Here is a 14480-nt window from a genome sequence, read left to right as displayed (position 1 = left end):
CGCGTTGTCCGCACGACCCGGCTACCGGGACCTGATGACCCGTGAACTGCTGTTGTGGGCCCTGGTCTCCCTGGCCAGCAAGGTCCCTGTGGCCATGGCCCCGCTGGCCCTGGTCTTCCTCAGCAGGGAGAGCCCGGGGGGCTACACCCTCGGCGCGAGCCTGGCCTCCGCGTACGTTCTCGGCGAGGTCGTCGGCGCCCCCCTGCTCGGCACCCGGCTGGGCCGCGGCGGGATGCGCCGGCAGCTCTCCGCCGGGCTGCTGGCGGGCGCGCTCGCCTTCGGCGCCCTGCCCTTCGCGCACTCCGCCCCCTCGCCCGTCCTGCTGGCCCTCGCCTTCCTGGCCGGCGCCGCGCCGGCGGCCTGCCCCGGCGGCCTGCGGGCCGCGCTGACCCGGCTGGTCGACGACGACCTGGTGCCCCGCGCCCTGAGCGCCGAAGCCACCCTCACCCAGTGCGTCTGGGCCGCGGCCCCCGGCCTGGTGGTCCTGCTGGCCCTCCAGGTGGACCCCGGCGCCCCGCTGCTGCTGGGCGCGCTGCTCGCGGCCACCGGCTCCCTGCTGCTGCTCCGCCTCCCGGAGCCCAGGGCCCCCGAGCCCGCCGGGCGCTCCGCCGCGCCGATGACCCGGACCCTGCTGTCCGGCTGGCCCGTGTACCTCACCAGCGCGGCCGCCATGGCGATGCTGGCCACCGCCGAACTCGTCCTGCCCGCGCTCCTGGAGGACCGGGACATCGCCGTCGGCTGGTCCGGCCCGCTGCTCGCCGGGTTCGCCCTGGCCAGCGCGGCCGGCGCGCTCTGCTACGGCCTGCGGACCTGGCCCGGCTCGGTACGGGTGCAGAGCCTGGTCCTCCTCGCCGTCACCGCCGCCTGCGTCTGCCTGATCACCCTGCTGCCGGGCCTGGGCGGCATCGCCGTGGCCCTGCTCCTCGCGGGTGCCTTCCAGTCCGGCGTGATGGTCACCCGCAACCTCAGCCTGCGCGAACGCCTGCCCGAACACGCCCACGCCTCCGCGTACTCGGTGATGTACGCAGTCCAGGGCGTGGGCTACAGCGCCACCGCGTCCCTGTCCGCAGTGGCTCTGGACCTGGCGTCCCCGTCGGTGGCGATCCTCGGCGGTGTCGCCATCACCCTCCTCATCACCGCCGTCAGCGCCTTCGCCGAACGCCCCGGTCGTCCCGCGCGGCGCCGGCAAGGGGGTGACCGCGCGGCCTCGGCGCTGTGACGTCGTCCGCAGTACGCGAGCGAGACCGGACCGATGCGGTTCGGTCTCGCGGGTGCTCAGGGCGCGGCTGCTACAGCTGGAACTCGAGGTGCTCGATGTCCGTGAACCGGACCTCCTTCAGGCTGCCGACGCGGCGGCCGCCGGGAGGGCTGGCGCGACCAGCGGAACATCCGGCGACGGCTCGACCGGGGCGCCGATCCGGAGGCGCTGCCGGGCGGGGAACGGCCCCTGACCGGGCTGTGCAGCCCGCCGTCATGCACCGCGAGTGGGGCGCGCCCGCGTACTGGCCCTACTCGGGAGTTCGCTCAGTGCGGCGGTGGGGCACCTCCCGCGCGAGCGAAGCCGAGCGTGGGGGAGCGTGCCGGGCGTCGCCGGGCAGGTGTGACTTTGCGGACACGGCCTAGGCTGGTGCCCGGCCGCGATCACCCCCCGTGAGGTGGGCGGAACCGGCCGGGCAGGAGACGTACCGCATGACAGCGCAGGAAGCCGGGAGTGTCCGTACCGCCGCGCCCCGGCGCCCCGGGAGCGGGCAGCTCCCCGTGGTCGGGGTGGTGGCCGTCGGGGGAGGGCTCGGCGCGCTCGCCCGCTACGCCGCCGCCCAGGAGTGGCCCACGGCGCAGGGCGGCTTCCCCTGGACCACCTTCTGGGTGAACGTCGTCGGCTGCGCCGTCATCGGGGTGTTCCTGGTGCTGATCACCGAGGTGCTGACCGCCCACCGCCTGGTCCGCCCGTTCTTCGGCACCGGGGTGCTCGGCGGGTTCACCACCTTCTCGACGTACGCCGTCGACCTCCAGCGGCTGTTCGACGCCGGTCACGCGCGTACCGCCCTCGCCTACCTCGCCGCCACCCCGTGCGCGGCGCTCACGGCGGTGTGGCTCGCGGCCACGGCGACCCGCCGCGTCCTGCTCAGGAGGCCACGATGACCGTACTCACCGGCCGTGCCCTGCGGCTGACCGTCCTCGTCGGGGAGAACGACACCGTGCACCGCCGGCCCCTGTACGCGGAGGTCGTGCACCGCGCCCACGCGGCCGGGCTCGCCGGGGCGAGCGTCTTCCGGGGCATCGAGGGCTTCGGCACCTCCTCGCGGATCCACACCTCGCGGCTCCTGTCGCTCGCCGAGGACCTGCCGGTGGCGGTCGTCGTCGTGGACACCGAGGAGCGCGTCCGCGCCTTCCTGCCCCAGCTCGACGAGCTGCTCACGGACGGTCTGGTGACCGTGGAGGAGTGCGAGGTGGTCCTGCACCGGGCCTCCCGCCGGACGCCCGGGGGCGCCGCTCCCGCCGCCGGCCGCGGCGACGAGGAAGCGGACGGAACGGACAGGAAGGGTAAGAACTCGTTGTGAACTGGCTGGTGGTCGTGGCCGGGGGCATGATCGGCGCCCCGCTGCGCTATCTCACCGACCGCGCGGTGCAGTCCCGCCACGACTCGGTCTTCCCCTGGGGCACCTTCGTGGTCAACGCCGTCGGCTGCCTGGTCCTGGGCGTGCTGACCGGCGCCGCCCCGGGCCCCGACCTGCGGCTGTTCCTGGGCACCGGACTGTGCGGGGCGCTGACGACGTACTCGACGTTCTCCTACGAGACCCTGCGGCTGGCCGAGACCGGCGCGGGCCTGGCCGCCACCGTCAACGTCGTGGCGAGCGTGACCGTCGGTCTCGGCGCGGCCTTCGCGGGGGTCTGGCTCGGACAGGCGGCCTGAACGCGGGGGCGTCGGCTCGTACCCACGCCTGATAGGACTGTCTACCGCACTGTCGTCGACCCGCAGAACTGGACCCCATGAGCGCCATCTCCGTCGGCCAAGCCGTCATCCTGGGAGCCGTCGAGGGAGTGACCGAGTTCCTCCCCGTCTCCTCCACCGGCCACCTGAAGATCACCGAGGGCCTCATGGGCATCCCGGTCGACGACGACGCCGTCGTCGGGTTCTCGGCCGTCATCCAGGTCGGCGCGATCGCCGCCGTGCTCGTGTACTTCTTCAAGGACATCGTGCGGATCGTCTCCGCCTGGTTCCGGGGTCTGAGGCACAAGGAGGAGCGCTACCACCACGACTACAAGTTCGCCTGGTGGGTGATCGCCGCGACCGTCCCGATCGTGGTGGTGGGCCTGGCCGCCAAGCCTCTCATCGAGGGCCCGCTCGCCTCGCTGTGGGTGGTGGCGGGTTCCCTGATCGTGGGGTCCGGCGTGATGTGGGCCGCCGACCAGATGGGCCGCCACAAGCGCGGTGAGGACGACACCTCGTTCAAGGACGCGATGCTGGTCGGCAGCTCCCAGATCCTCGCGCTGCTCTTCCCGGGGTTCTCGCGCTCCGGCGCCACCATGTCCACCGCGCTCATCCTCGACCTGGACCGGGTCGCCGCCACCCGGCTGTCGTTCTTCCTCGGCATCCCGGCCCTGACCGGCGCCGGGCTGTACGAGCTGAAGGACGCCCTCGGCGCGGGCGTGGGCGCGGCCCCGCTGGCCGTCGGCACGGTCGTGTCCTTCGTGGTCGCCTACGCGTCCATCGCCTGGCTGCTGAAGTTCGTCGCCAAGCACTCCTTCAACGCCTTCGTGATCTACCGGCTGGTCGTCGGCGTCCTGCTCTTCGGCCTGCTGGGCGCCGGGGTCCTCGACAGCTGACCCGTCGGTCCGGGCCGCACCGGGGCGTGCCACCGCCTGGCGGGTGGCACGCCCCCGCGCGTCCCGGGACCCTCCCGCGAGGGCACCGCTTGACAGCACCGGCCGCCGCCACGGACCATCTCTCCCGTGAACCTGTCAGACAGCCAGACAGGTGGGTCCGGGCCGCGGCGCGTCAGCGCCATGGAAGCCGTCCTCACCCACCTGCGCGGCGCCATCGAGCGCGGCGAGTACGCCGTGGGGGACAAGCTCCCCTCCGAGGCCGAGCTGTGCCGCACCCTCGAGGTGTCCCGGCCCGTGCTGCGCGAGGCCCTGCGCGCCCTGCAGACCATGGGTCTGACCGTCTCCCGCACCGGCAAGGGCACCTTCGTGGTCGCCCACGCCGTGGAGGACCCCACCTTCGGCGACTACGCGGCCAGCGACCTGCTGGAGGTGCGCCGCCACGTGGAGGTCCCGGTCGCCGGGTACGCCGCCCTGCGCCGCACCCCGGAAAACCTCGACCACCTGGCGCACCTCCTCGACCGCATGGAGCGCGAGACCGACACCACCGCGTGGGTCGCGATGGACACCCTCTTCCACCTCGCCGTCGCCGAGGCCGCCCAGAACCCGGTCTTCCGCCGCGTCATCGAGGAGATCCGCGACGCCCTGGCCCGCCAGTCGGCCTTCCTCAACGAGCTGGGCGGCCGGCGCGAGCAGTCCAACCGCGAGCACCGGGCCATCGTGGAGGCCCTGGTCGACGGATCCGAGCACGACGCCGTCCAGGCGATGAGCCACCACCTCGACCGCGTCGAGACGACCCTCACCGACATCGTGCGCTCCCCGCGCACGACCGCCCCGGACACCGGAACCACCCCGTGAGCGGGCAGCACCCCGGGACGCGACCCGTCCCGCGCCCGCCCACGTCGGCGCCGTCCGCGGCACACTCGCGCACGTCGACGCCGTCCGCGGCACACCCCCGCCCGGGCGGGCGCACCACCCCCGCGCCGCACCCCGTCCCGTCCACCCACCAGTGAGCAGGCAGTGATGTACAGCAGTTCCCTCGCCGACCCCCCCGTCGTCCGTGAACCCCTCCACGTGCCCGTCGCCCGGCTCGTCCGCGGCGGGGTGACCGAGGGCGTCCACCACGGCTCCGTCGTCGTCCTCGACGCCGATGGTCAGGTCGCCCTCCAGCTCGGCGACATCGAGGCCGCCTTCTACCCGCGGTCCGCCCTCAAGCCCGTCCAGGCCGTCGCCATGGTGCGGGCCGGACTGCCGTTGGAGGGCGAGCTGCTCTCGCTCGCCGCCGCCAGCCACTCCGGCGAGGAACGCCACCTCGACGGCGCCCGCCGCATCCTCGCCCTGGCCGGCCTCACCGAGGACGACCTGCGCAACGTGCCCGACCTGCCGTACGGCCCCGTCGTCCGCGACGCGTGGGTGCGCGAGGGCCGGCCGCCCTCCCGCCTCGCCCAGAACTGCTCCGGCAAGCACGCCGCCATGCTGTACACCTGCGTCCTCAACGGCTGGTCCCTGGAGGACTATCTCGACCCCCGCCACCCGCTCCAGCAGGCGATCGCCGAGATCGTCGAGGACCTCACCGGCCAGCGGATCGCCCGGGTGAGTGTCGACGGCTGCGGCGCGCCCCTGTTCGCGGTGTCCCTGCACGGCCTCGCCCGGGCCGCCGCCCGCATCACCACCGCCGCCCCCGGCACCCCCGAGGCCCGGGTCGCCGACGCCGTGCGCGAGCACGCCGAGATGGCCTCGGGCGCCGGGCGCGACGTCGCCGCGCTGATGCGGGCCGTCCCCGGACTGCTCGCCAAGGACGGCTTCGAGGGCGTCGAGGTGGCCGCGCTGCCCGACGGGCGGGCGATCGCCGTCAAGATCGCCGACGGGGCGGACCGGGCCCGCGTCCTGGTGGCCGCCGCCGCGCTGGCCCGCGCCGGCGTCGACCCGTCCCTGCTCACCGGGTTCGCCGGGATGCCGCTGCTCGGCGGCGGGCGACCGGTGGGCTCCCTGGGGCCGGTGGCCGCCCTCGACCCGGCCGGCCCCGCCGCTCCGTCGGACGGCTCCGAGCGGGCCCCCGCCGGCGTGTGCGCGTAGCGCGACCCGCCCCCGCCGCCCCGCCCCGCGTCCCCGACCCCCTCCGCACCTCGGAAAGAGGCCCGTTCCTCCATGACCGCCCCCACCCGCAGTGAACACGACCTGCTGGGCCACCGTGACGTCCCCGCCGACGCGTACTGGGGTGTCCACACCCTGCGCGCCACCGAGAACTTCCCCATCACCGGCACCCCGATCTCCGCCTACCCGCACCTGATCGACGCCCTGGCCGCCGTGAAGGAGGCCGCGGCGCTCGCCAACGAGGAGCTCGGGCTGCTGGAGCCGAGGAAGGCCGCGGCCATCGTGGAGGCGTGCCGGGAGATCCGGGCGGGCAAGCTGCACGACCAGTTCGTCGTGGACGTCGTGCAGGGCGGCGCCGGCACCTCGACGAACATGAACGCCAACGAGGTCGTCGCCAACCGGGCGCTGGAGCTGCTGGGTCACGCGAAGGGCGACTACCGCCACCTGCACCCCAACGAGGACGTCAACCTCGGCCAGTCCACCAACGACGTGTACCCCACGGCCGTCAAGGTCGCGACGGTGTTCGCGGTGCGCGGGCTGCTCAAGGCGATGGCCGTGCTCCAGGACGCCTTCGCGCGCAAGGCCGTCGAGTTCCGCGACGTGCTGAAGATGGGCCGCACGCAGTTGCAGGACGCGGTGCCCATGACGCTCGGCCAGGAGTTCTCCGCGTACGCCGTCATGCTGGACGAGGACCGGCTCCGGCTCGCCGAGGCCGTCGAGCTGGTCCATGAGATCAACCTCGGCGCCACCGCCATCGGCACCGGCCTCAACGCCCCCGCCGGGTACGCCGAGGCGGCCCGCCGTCACCTCGCCGCGATCACCGGCCTGCCCCTGGTCACCGCCGCCAATCTCGTCGAAGCCACCCAGGACTGCGGCGCGTTCGTGCAGATGTCCGGCGTGCTCAAGCGGATCGCGGTCAAGCTCTCCAAGAGCTGCAACGACCTGCGCCTGCTGTCCTCCGGCCCGCGCGCCGGCCTGGGCGAGATCAACCTGCCGCCGGTGCAGGCGGGTTCGTCCATCATGCCGGGCAAGGTCAACCCGGTGATCCCGGAGGTCGTCAACCAGGTGGCCTTCGAGGTCATCGGCAACGACGTCACCATCACGATGGCCGCGGAGGCCGGCCAGCTCCAGCTGAACGCCTTCGAACCGATCATCCTGCACTCCCTGTCGGAGTCCCTCACCCACCTGCGCGCCGCCTGCCTCACGCTCGCCGAGCGCTGCGTGTCCGGCATCACCGCCAACACCCGGGCGCTGCGGGCCTCGGTGGAGAACTCCATAGGCCTCGTCACCGCCCTCAACCCGCACATCGGCTACGAGGCCGCCACCGAGATCGCCAAGGAGGCCCTCGTCACCGGTCGCGGCGTCGCCGAACTCGTGCTGGAGAAGGGGTTGTTGCCCGCCGACCGGCTGGCCGACCTGCTGCGCCCCGAGGTGCTGGCGGGCACCGGCTCCCCGCTCCCCGGCACCGGCTCGCCCCTCCCGGGCGGCGCCCCGCCCCTGCCCGGCAGCGCCCCGGCCACCGGCCGCCGCTGACCCCCCGCCCCTCCCGCGGCTGAGCGCCGGGACCGGCCCGGAGGCACAATGGCGATCATGACCACGACGTCGTCGCTCGCCTTCCAGCCGGTCCTGGAGCGCATCGCGGAGGAGATCGAGCGGACCCCCGGCCGCGGCCGCCCCGCCGACTACATCCCCGCGCTCGCCGCCTGCGACCCGCGCCGCTTCGGCATGGCCGTCGCGGAGCTCGACGGCACGGTGTACGGCGTGGGCGACTGGCGGCAGCCGTTCTCGGCGCAGTCCATCACCAAGGTGTTCACGCTGGCCCTGGACCTGGCCCGCGAGGGCGACTCCCTGTGGGAGCACGTGGGGCGCGAGCCCTCCGGCAACCCCTTCAACTCCCTGGTGCAGCTGGAGTACGAGAACGGCATCCCGCGCAACCCGTTCATCAACGCGGGCGCCCTGGTCGTCACCGACCGCCTGCACACCCGTACCGGCGACGCGGCCGGCGAACTGCTGGCGTTCCTGCGCACGGAGAGCGGCAACCCCGCGCTCGGCTTCGACCAGGAGGTGGCCGCCTCGGAGTCGGCGCACGGCGCCCGCAACGCAGCCCTCGCCCATTTCATGGCGTCCTACGGCAACATCGACAACCCCGTGCCGGTGCTGCTGGAGCAGTACTTCCGCCAGTGCTCCGTCGCGGCCTCCTGCGCCGACCTCGCCCTGGCGACCACGTTCCTGGCCCGGCACGGCATCCGCTCCGACGGCTCGCGGCTGCTCAGCCGCAGCCAGGCCAAGCAGATCAACGCGATCATGCTGACCTGCGGCACGTACGACGCGGCCGGCGACTTCGCCTACCGCGTCGGGCTGCCCGGCAAGAGCGGCGTCGGGGGCGGCGTCATCGCGGTGGTGCCCGGCCGCTGCACCCTGTGCGTGTGGAGCCCGGGCCTGGACGAGCGCGGCAACTCGGTCGCCGGCGTGGCGGCCCTGGACCGCTTCACCACCCTCACCGGCCTGTCCGTGTTCTGAGCGGACGGGTCCGGCGTGCTCACGGGCGCGGCTCGGGATCGCCCCGGGAGGCGAGCCCGCACGCCGCGGTCACGCGCAGGCCGTCGGACCGCTGGGGAGACGTCGCTTTCCGGCCACCCGGTCCCTGCACACTGGCCGGGTGTTGGCCATGGCGCACCCCGTCGATCTCCGCCGCTGCCAGGTGCTCGGCCTGGGCGGCACCGCGTGTCTCGCGTTCGGCGGCGAGACGGCCGGTGCCCTGCCTGCCCGCGAGCTCCTGGCCCCCTCCTCGCCCCGGGCCGTCCTCGGCCTGGTCGGCGTCTACTTCGGCCTGGTCCTGCTGACCGCGGCCTGGGCGCTGCTCGGCCGTCTGGTGGGCGGCGCCGACCGGCCGACCCCCCGGGCGCTGGCGCTGGTCCTCGCCGTCTGGGCGGCGCCGCTGCTCCTCGCGCCGCCGCTGTTCAGCCGGGACGTCTACAGCTACCTGGCGCAGGGCGCCATGGTCGACGCCCACTTGGACGTCTACGCCCACGGCCCCGCCCGGCTCGGCGGGCCCCTCGCCGACGAGGTCGCCCCGCTGTGGCAGCACACCGGCGCCCCGTACGGCCCGGTGTTCCTCGCCCTCGCGGCCGCCCTGTCGGGCCTCACCCGGGGCGGGCTCCCCGCCGGACTGCTCGGGATGCGCCTCGTCGCCCTGCTCGGCGTGGCGCTGATGGCCGCCGTGCTGCCCCGCCTGGCCCGGCACTGCGGCGCCGACCCGTCCGCCGCGCTGTGGCTGGGCGTGCTCAACCCGCTGGTCCTGCTGCACCTGGTGGCGGGCGCCCACAACGACGCCATGATGCTGGGCCTGCTGGGCCTCGGCCTGGTGGCCGCGCTCGGTCGCCGCCCGGTCCTCGGCGCCGTGCTCGTCACGCTCGCCGCCCTGGTCAAGGCGCCCGCCGTCCTCGGTCTGGCGGTGATCCTCGTGGTGCAGCTGCGGGCCGGCCGCCGTCCGGTTCCGGCCGTGCTGACGACCCTCGCCGCGACCGCCGCCACCACGGTCGCGGCGACGGCGGTCGCGGGCACGGGCTACGGCTGGATCGGCGCCCTGGACACCCCCGTGTCCGCGCAGAACTGGGCCCTCACCAGCCTCCTCGGCCGTGCCACCCGGTCCCTGCTGGAGCACCTCGGCAGCGACCTGGCCCCGCTGGCCGTGCCCGTCTGGCACGCCCTCGGCCTCGCCCTCACCGCCGGCCTGCTGGCCGTCATCTGGTGGCGGCTGCGGCCGCGCCCGGTGTACGCGCTCGGTCTGAGCCTCGCCGCGGTCGCCGCGTTCGGCCCGGCGATCCGCCCCTGGTACGCGCTGTGGGCGCTGTTCCTGCTCGCCGCCGCCGCGCCCAGCGCCTCGGTGCGCCACCGCGTGGGGGCCGTGGCGGGGGTCCTGGCCCTCGCCGTCCTGCCCGACGGCGGTCCGGCCGGCGCCGACCAACTGCTCCTTGCCGTCTCGGGCGGGGCCCTCGCCGTGGTTGTGCTGTGGCAGGCCCGGCTGGCCGCGGGGCCCGCGGTCTCGGCGCGCACGGCATGAGGGCGCCCCGCACCGCGCGCGGCCGGCTCGCGCTGGTCGTCGTCCTCGCCGCCGCCGTCACCGCCTTCACCGCGACCGTGCCGCTGCTGCGTGACTGGTTCGACCTGCGCGTCTACCACGGCGCCGTCGACGCCTGGGTCCACCACGGCGGCCGCCTCTACGACTACCGGGTCCCGGGCACCCCGTACGGCTTCACCTATCCGCCGTTCGCGGCGGTCACCATGCTCCCGATGGCACTGCTCGGCCTGGGCGCCGCCGTCGCGCTGTGCCTGCTGCTCGACCTAGCGGCCCTCGCCTGGGTGCTGCGGGTGCTGGCCGGACCGTCCTGGCGGCGGCACGGCTGGTACAGGGCCGCCCTGGCCGCCTGTGTCCTCGCCCTGTACGAGCCGCTGCGCGACACCGTCAGCTTCGGGCAGGTGAACGTCCTGCTGCTGGCGCTGGTGCTGACCGACGCCTGGCTGCTGGCGACCGGCCGGACCCGCTGGGCGGGCGTCGGCATCGGCCTCGCCGCGGCGGTCAAACTCACGCCGGCGCTGTTCATCGGGCTGCTGCTCCTCGCCCGCCGCCCGCGCGCCGCCGGTCTGGCCACCGCGGTCGCCGTCGCGGCCACGGGGTTCGCCGCGCTGGTCGCCCCGGACGCCTCGCGCTTCTACTGGACCGAGGCGATGTGGGACACCGGCCGGGTGGGCCGCCTGGACTACGTCTCCAACCAGTCGCTCCAGGGCGTCCTGGCGCGCCTCGGCGTGGGGGGCCACACCGTGTGGGCGGTGTGCGCGCTGGCCGTACTGGCCGTCTGGGCCCGCCGCTCGCGCCGGGCGGCGGCCGCGGGCGACTGGCCGGCGGCGTTCGCGCTGACCGGCCTGACGGCCTGTCTGGTCAGCCCGGTCACCTGGGTGCACCACCTGGTGTGGGTGCTGCCGGCGTTCGCCGTGCTGCTCCGCGCCGGGCACCCGCGCGTGGCGGGCGCCCTGTACGCCGTGATGTGCACCAGCGTGGTGTGGCTGTGGTTCGACGACGCCTCGGGCGTCGACGGGTTCCTCGGCGCCAACACCTACACGTGGGTCACCCTCGGGCTGCTGCTGTTCCTGCCGGCCGATCAGGTCCCGGCGGAGCGGCGCAGCCGCCACCGCAGCCCCAGCGCGACGGCGGCGGCCCCCAGACAGGCGGCCCCCACCACGGCCACCGCGTCCGGCCAGCCCGGACGGTCGTCCTCCTGCGCCGTGGCGGGGGCGGCGACCGGGGCCGCCGGCACCGCGGCGGGCCCGGGCCTGGGCGGGGCGGCGCGCGGGGCGTCCAGCGATCCCACCGGGTCGACGCTCCCGGCGGCGGCGAACCCCCAGTCCAGCAGCGCCCGCGCCTCCTCGTAGACCGCGAGGCCGCCGCCCGACCGAGGGTTCATCACCGTCACCACCAGCGTGCGCCCGTCCCGGCGGGCGGCGGCCACCAGGGTGTTCCCGGCCTGCGTGGTGTAGCCGTTCTTGATGCCGATCAGCCCCGGGTACGGCGCGACCCCGTTGCCGGTCAGCAGCCGGTTGGTGTTGGCGATCGCGTACGAGCCCCCGTCGGCGCCGGGGAACCGGGCCAGCGCGGTCGCGCAGTACCGGGCGAAGTCGGCGTTGCGCAGTCCGGCCCGCCCGAAGACCGCGAGGTCGTACGCCGACGACACCTGGCCGGGTGTGTCGTACCCGTCGGGCGACAGCACGTGAGTGTCGAACGCGCCGAGTTCCCGTGCCTTGGCCTGCATCCGCTCGGCCGCCGCCTGCCAGCCGCCGCTGAGCGCGGCGAGGACGTGCACGGCGTCGTTGCCGGAGTTCAGGAACACCCCGCGCCACAGGTCGGCGACCTCGTACGTGCGTCCCGGCGCGACCCCGACCAGGCTGCTGCCCGCGCCGATCCCGGCCAGCTCCTGCTCGCCGACCCGGTGCCGGATCCCGGCGGGCAGCGAGGGCAGCACGGTGAGCGCGAAGAGCGTCTTGAGGGTGCTGGCGGGCGGCAGCGGGCGGTGCGCGTCGGAGGCGGCCAGCACGTCACCGCTGTCGGCGTCGGCCACCAGCCACGACAGCGCGGACAGCGCCGGGACCGCGGGCGCGCCGGGACGGGGCCGGACCTGCACCCCGGGCTGGTGGAGCAGTCCCGGCGCGGGCGCCGCCCCGGGGCCGCCCGGCGTCCCCGGGTCCGCCGCGTGCGGGGCGGCGACCGCGGCCGGGCCGAGGACGAGCACCCCGGCCGCGCAGAGCGCGCAGGCCGACGCGGTGGTCCGGGACGCGAGCGACCGAGAAGAGAATCCGATCTTCATATGAGCAACGTAGGAACCGGGGGCGCCATCCCCGCGCTGCCCGTGCCGTACGCGCCTCGCGTGCACCCGGATGCCGTACGCGGGTCCGCGTGCACCCGGATGCCGTAGGCGCCCCCCCGTGCGGGACGCTACGCCCCCGGCAGGGTCGGCTGGATCCGCCGCAGGAACGTCGCGTTGTCCGGGCTCTGGCGCATGCGCTCCAGCAGGGTCTCCAGGTGCGCGTGCCCGTCCCGGGTGCGCAGCGCCCGCCGCAGGCCCCGTACGGCGCCCAACTCGGAGGAGGTCAGCAGGAGTTCCTCGCGGCGGGTGCCGGAGGCGTCGATGTCGACGGCCGGGAAGACGCGCCGGGAGGCCGGTTCGCGGTCCAGGCGCAGCTCCATGTTGCCGGTGCCCTTGAGCTCCTCGAAGAAGAAGTCGTCGGCGCGCGAGCCGGTCTCCACGAGCGCCGTGGCGAGGATCGTGAGCGAGCCGCCCTCCTCGGCGGCGCGCGCGGCCCCGAAGAACCGCTTGGGACCGATCAGCGCGCCCGCGTCGACGCCGCCGCTGAGCGTCCGGCCCCCGGAGGCGGCCGCGTTGTTGTGGGCCCGGCACAGCCGGGTCAGGGAGTCGAGGAGGATCACGACGTCGTCGCCGGCCTCCACCAGCCGCTTGGCCCGCTCGATCACCAGGTCGGCGAGCGCGATGTGCTGCCGCGGGGCCCGGTCGAAGGTCGAGGCGAACACCTCGCCGCGCACCGAGCGGCGCATGTCGGTGACCTCCTCGGGACGTTCGTCGAGCAGCACGACCATCAGCCGGCACTCGGGGTGGTTGCCGGCGACGGCCGCGGCGAGCTGCTGGAGCAGCACGGTCTTGCCGGTCTTGGGCGGGGCCACGAGCAGGCCGCGCTGGCCCTTGCCGACGGGGGCGAGCAGATCGGTGACGCGCCCGGCGAGCCCGGCGGCCGGGTGTTCCAGGCGCAGCCGCTCGCTCGGGTGCAGGGGTGTCAGGTCGCGGAAGTGGCGGCGGTCGCGCAGCGCGTCCGGCGTCCGGCCGTCGACGCGGGTGACGTCGGTCAGCGCGCGCTGCTCGCCGCGCACGCCCTCCACCAGGTCGCCCTTGCGCAGGCCGTGACGGCGGATCAGCGCGACGGGGACCGTGGGGTCGGCGGGGGAGGGCAGCCAGTCCGGGCCGCGCAGGTGCCCCTTGCCGTCGCCGTCGACGTCGAGCACACCGGTGACGGTGCGGACCGGGGGCCGCTGCTGGACGGGGGGACGTTCGAGTGTGGTGGTCATGGTGGTCGGTCCTTTCGAGGACGACGGGCTGGGAAAGCTGCGGGAAGGGAGGGGCCGCGGAGAGCGGAGGCCGGCCGGCGTGCGCGAAGAGGGCGACTGCCTGGCGTACGGAAGGGCCTCCGAGCGGCGGGAACGGCACCCGGGTGCGTGAAGGGCGTGGGCCCGGGGTGCGGACGGAAAACCAAGGGCGTCGCGAAGAAGAGAAGAGCGACGGGGGGAAGATCCGCACCGACGCCCACGACGGGGCGTGCACAGGTGCTGACGGCAGCGTAGCACTCGCTCGCCGTTCTGCGGGGTCCAACACGGCGGGGGCCCGCCGTATTCCGTGACCGTCCGGACAGCCGGGGCCGGTGCTGGCGCGGTGCCGCGCGGTCGGCCTTCCCCGCTCAGTACTCCCGCGCCGGCAGCCCCGCCAGCCCGGTCTCCCGCAGGATCAGCTCCACCGTGTCGGCCAGTGCGCTGCCGGCGCCGATCACGGTCTCCCCGAGGCCGGGCAGCAGGTCCAGCGGCCGGTACCACTCCCGCAGCTGCTCCTCGCCCACGCCCGGCAGGTCCGGTTTGGTGGCGTGCCGCAGGAGGGTCTCCTCGAACGGCACGTCCAGGTAGTAGCCGTGCGTGGGCCCACGGTGGTCGGCGCACAGACGGCCGAGCATCGCGCCGTAGCGGGAGGCGTCGAGGATGCCCTCGACGACGACGTGGTAGCCGGCGTCGAGGGCGTAGCGCGCGACGGTGTCGATGAGCCCGATGTTCGCCCCGCCCGGCCGGTCCCGCTCGCGCAGCACGGTCCGGCGCAGGTGGTCCTGCCCGACCAGCGCGACGCCCCGGCCGAAGCGGTCACGGATCCCGGCCGCCACGGACGACTTGCCGGACGCGGAGTTCCCGCGCAGGACGATCAGCCGGGTGCCGGCGCTGCCCGCCTTCATGGGCGGCA

General features: G+C 75.1%; 13 protein-coding genes and 2 pseudogenes. 11 read left to right on the top strand and 4 right to left on the bottom strand.

Going from position 1 to position 14480, the window contains the following annotated elements; translation table 11 throughout:
- Nucleotides 1–4 precede the first annotated feature (4 nt).
- Nucleotides 5–1219, top strand: coding sequence for an MFS transporter (locus E4U91_RS03975; protein WP_241678502.1), 1215 nt, complete (start codon nt 5–7; stop codon nt 1217–1219).
- Between the two features lie 70 nt (nt 1220–1289).
- On the opposite strand, the pseudogene E4U91_RS03970 reads toward E4U91_RS03975, so the two are convergent.
- Nucleotides 1290–1361, bottom strand: a pseudogene (locus E4U91_RS03970) (telomere-protecting terminal protein Tpg); the annotation flags it as partial.
- A 328-nt stretch (nt 1362–1689) separates the two neighbouring features.
- On the opposite strand from E4U91_RS03970, the gene crcB (E4U91_RS03965) reads away from it, so the two are divergent.
- The 10 genes from crcB (E4U91_RS03965) to E4U91_RS39750 all read left to right on the top strand — a co-directional run bounded on the left by crcB (E4U91_RS03965) (nt 1690) and on the right by E4U91_RS39750 (nt 11349).
- Nucleotides 1690–2142, top strand: coding sequence for a fluoride efflux transporter CrcB (gene crcB, locus E4U91_RS03965; RefSeq protein WP_137305246.1), 453 nt, complete (start codon nt 1690–1692; stop codon nt 2140–2142).
- Nucleotides 2139–2561, top strand: a complete 423-nt coding sequence (locus tag E4U91_RS03960) for a DUF190 domain-containing protein (protein ID WP_137305245.1) — start codon at nt 2139–2141, stop codon at nt 2559–2561. The genes crcB (E4U91_RS03965) and E4U91_RS03960 overlap by 4 nt, the downstream gene beginning before the upstream one ends.
- Nucleotides 2558–2914 (top strand): fluoride efflux transporter CrcB, encoded by a 357-nt coding sequence (gene crcB / locus E4U91_RS03955; protein ID WP_137305244.1) that lies wholly within the window; start codon nt 2558–2560, stop codon nt 2912–2914. Before E4U91_RS03960 ends, crcB (E4U91_RS03955) begins: the two co-directional genes overlap by 4 nt.
- Before the next feature lie 77 nt (nt 2915–2991).
- On the top strand, nt 2992–3828 hold the full coding sequence (locus E4U91_RS03950; RefSeq protein WP_137305243.1) for an undecaprenyl-diphosphate phosphatase: 837 nt from the start codon (nt 2992–2994) through the stop codon (nt 3826–3828).
- A 126-nt stretch (nt 3829–3954) separates the two neighbouring features.
- Nucleotides 3955–4683, top strand: coding sequence for a FadR/GntR family transcriptional regulator (locus tag E4U91_RS03945; RefSeq protein ID WP_137305242.1), 729 nt, complete (start codon nt 3955–3957; stop codon nt 4681–4683).
- Nucleotides 4684–4848: 165 nt separating this feature from the next.
- Nucleotides 4849–5901, top strand: coding sequence for an asparaginase (locus E4U91_RS03940; RefSeq protein ID WP_137305241.1), 1053 nt, complete (start codon nt 4849–4851; stop codon nt 5899–5901).
- Nucleotides 5902–5973: 72 nt separating this feature from the next.
- Nucleotides 5974–7452 (top strand): aspartate ammonia-lyase, encoded by a 1479-nt coding sequence (aspA, locus tag E4U91_RS03935; protein WP_168218063.1) that lies wholly within the window; start codon nt 5974–5976, stop codon nt 7450–7452.
- A 48-nt stretch (nt 7453–7500) separates the two neighbouring features.
- Nucleotides 7501–8439 carry a glutaminase gene (locus tag E4U91_RS03930; protein WP_168218062.1) on the top strand — a complete coding sequence of 313 codons (939 nt, stop codon included), beginning with the start codon at nt 7501–7503 and terminating at the stop codon, nt 8437–8439.
- Between the two features lie 148 nt (nt 8440–8587).
- Nucleotides 8588–9982: a polyprenol phosphomannose-dependent alpha 1,6 mannosyltransferase MptB gene (gene mptB / locus E4U91_RS03925; RefSeq protein WP_137305239.1), complete on the top strand. Its 1395-nt coding sequence runs from the start codon at nt 8588–8590 to the stop codon at nt 9980–9982.
- The gene (locus tag E4U91_RS39750) at nt 9979–11349 is read left to right on the top strand and encodes a glycosyltransferase 87 family protein (RefSeq protein ID WP_137305238.1); all 1371 of its coding nucleotides are present in this window, start codon (nt 9979–9981) and stop codon (nt 11347–11349) included. The genes mptB and E4U91_RS39750 overlap by 4 nt, the downstream gene beginning before the upstream one ends.
- An 83-nt stretch (nt 11350–11432) precedes the next feature.
- Here E4U91_RS39750 and E4U91_RS38855 read toward each other — a convergent pair.
- The 3 genes and pseudogenes from E4U91_RS38855 to E4U91_RS03905 all read right to left on the bottom strand — a co-directional run.
- Nucleotides 11433–12278 (bottom strand): annotated as a pseudogene (locus E4U91_RS38855) (D-alanyl-D-alanine carboxypeptidase family protein); the annotation flags it as partial.
- Between the two features lie 128 nt (nt 12279–12406).
- Nucleotides 12407–13549: a transcription termination factor Rho gene (rho, locus tag E4U91_RS03910; protein ID WP_137305236.1), complete on the bottom strand. Its 1143-nt coding sequence runs from the start codon at nt 13547–13549 to the stop codon at nt 12407–12409.
- A gap of 386 nt (nt 13550–13935) precedes the next feature.
- A complete protein-coding gene (locus tag E4U91_RS03905) occupies nt 13936–14472 on the bottom strand; it encodes a P-loop NTPase family protein (RefSeq protein WP_137305235.1) in 537 nt (178 codons plus the stop codon).
- Nucleotides 14473–14480 lie beyond the last annotated feature (8 nt).

Origin of the sequence: Streptomyces lasalocidi (assembly GCF_005280215.1) — a bacterium.
In the GTDB taxonomy this organism is placed as follows: domain Bacteria; phylum Actinomycetota; class Actinomycetes; order Streptomycetales; family Streptomycetaceae; genus Streptomyces; species Streptomyces longwoodensis.
Note: the sequence above shows the minus strand (reverse complement) of the source record. Positions and strands in the feature narration are given on the sequence as shown.

What these genes read in the sequence shown, in the direction of transcription:
- crcB (WP_137305246.1), top strand. Translation starts at nt 1,690, where the DNA reads ATGACAGCGCAGGAAGCCGGGAGTGTCCGTACCGCCGCGCCCCGGCGC.
- E4U91_RS03950 (WP_137305243.1), top strand. Translation starts at nt 2,992, where the DNA reads ATGAGCGCCATCTCCGTCGGCCAAGCCGTCATCCTGGGAGCCGTCGAG.
- mptB (WP_137305239.1), top strand. Translation starts at nt 8,588, where the DNA reads ATGGCGCACCCCGTCGATCTCCGCCGCTGCCAGGTGCTCGGCCTGGGC.
- E4U91_RS03930 (WP_168218062.1), top strand. Translation starts at nt 7,501, where the DNA reads ATGGCGATCATGACCACGACGTCGTCGCTCGCCTTCCAGCCGGTCCTG.
- aspA (WP_168218063.1), top strand. Translation starts at nt 5,974, where the DNA reads ATGACCGCCCCCACCCGCAGTGAACACGACCTGCTGGGCCACCGTGAC.
- E4U91_RS03940 (WP_137305241.1), top strand. Translation starts at nt 4,849, where the DNA reads ATGTACAGCAGTTCCCTCGCCGACCCCCCCGTCGTCCGTGAACCCCTC.
- rho (WP_137305236.1), bottom strand. Translation starts at nt 13,549, where the DNA reads ATGACCACCACACTCGAACGTCCCCCCGTCCAGCAGCGGCCCCCGGTC.
- E4U91_RS03960 (WP_137305245.1), top strand. Translation starts at nt 2,139, where the DNA reads ATGACCGTACTCACCGGCCGTGCCCTGCGGCTGACCGTCCTCGTCGGG.
- E4U91_RS03905 (WP_137305235.1), bottom strand. Translation starts at nt 14,472, where the DNA reads ATGAAGGCGGGCAGCGCCGGCACCCGGCTGATCGTCCTGCGCGGGAAC.
- E4U91_RS39750 (WP_137305238.1), top strand. Translation starts at nt 9,979, where the DNA reads ATGAGGGCGCCCCGCACCGCGCGCGGCCGGCTCGCGCTGGTCGTCGTC.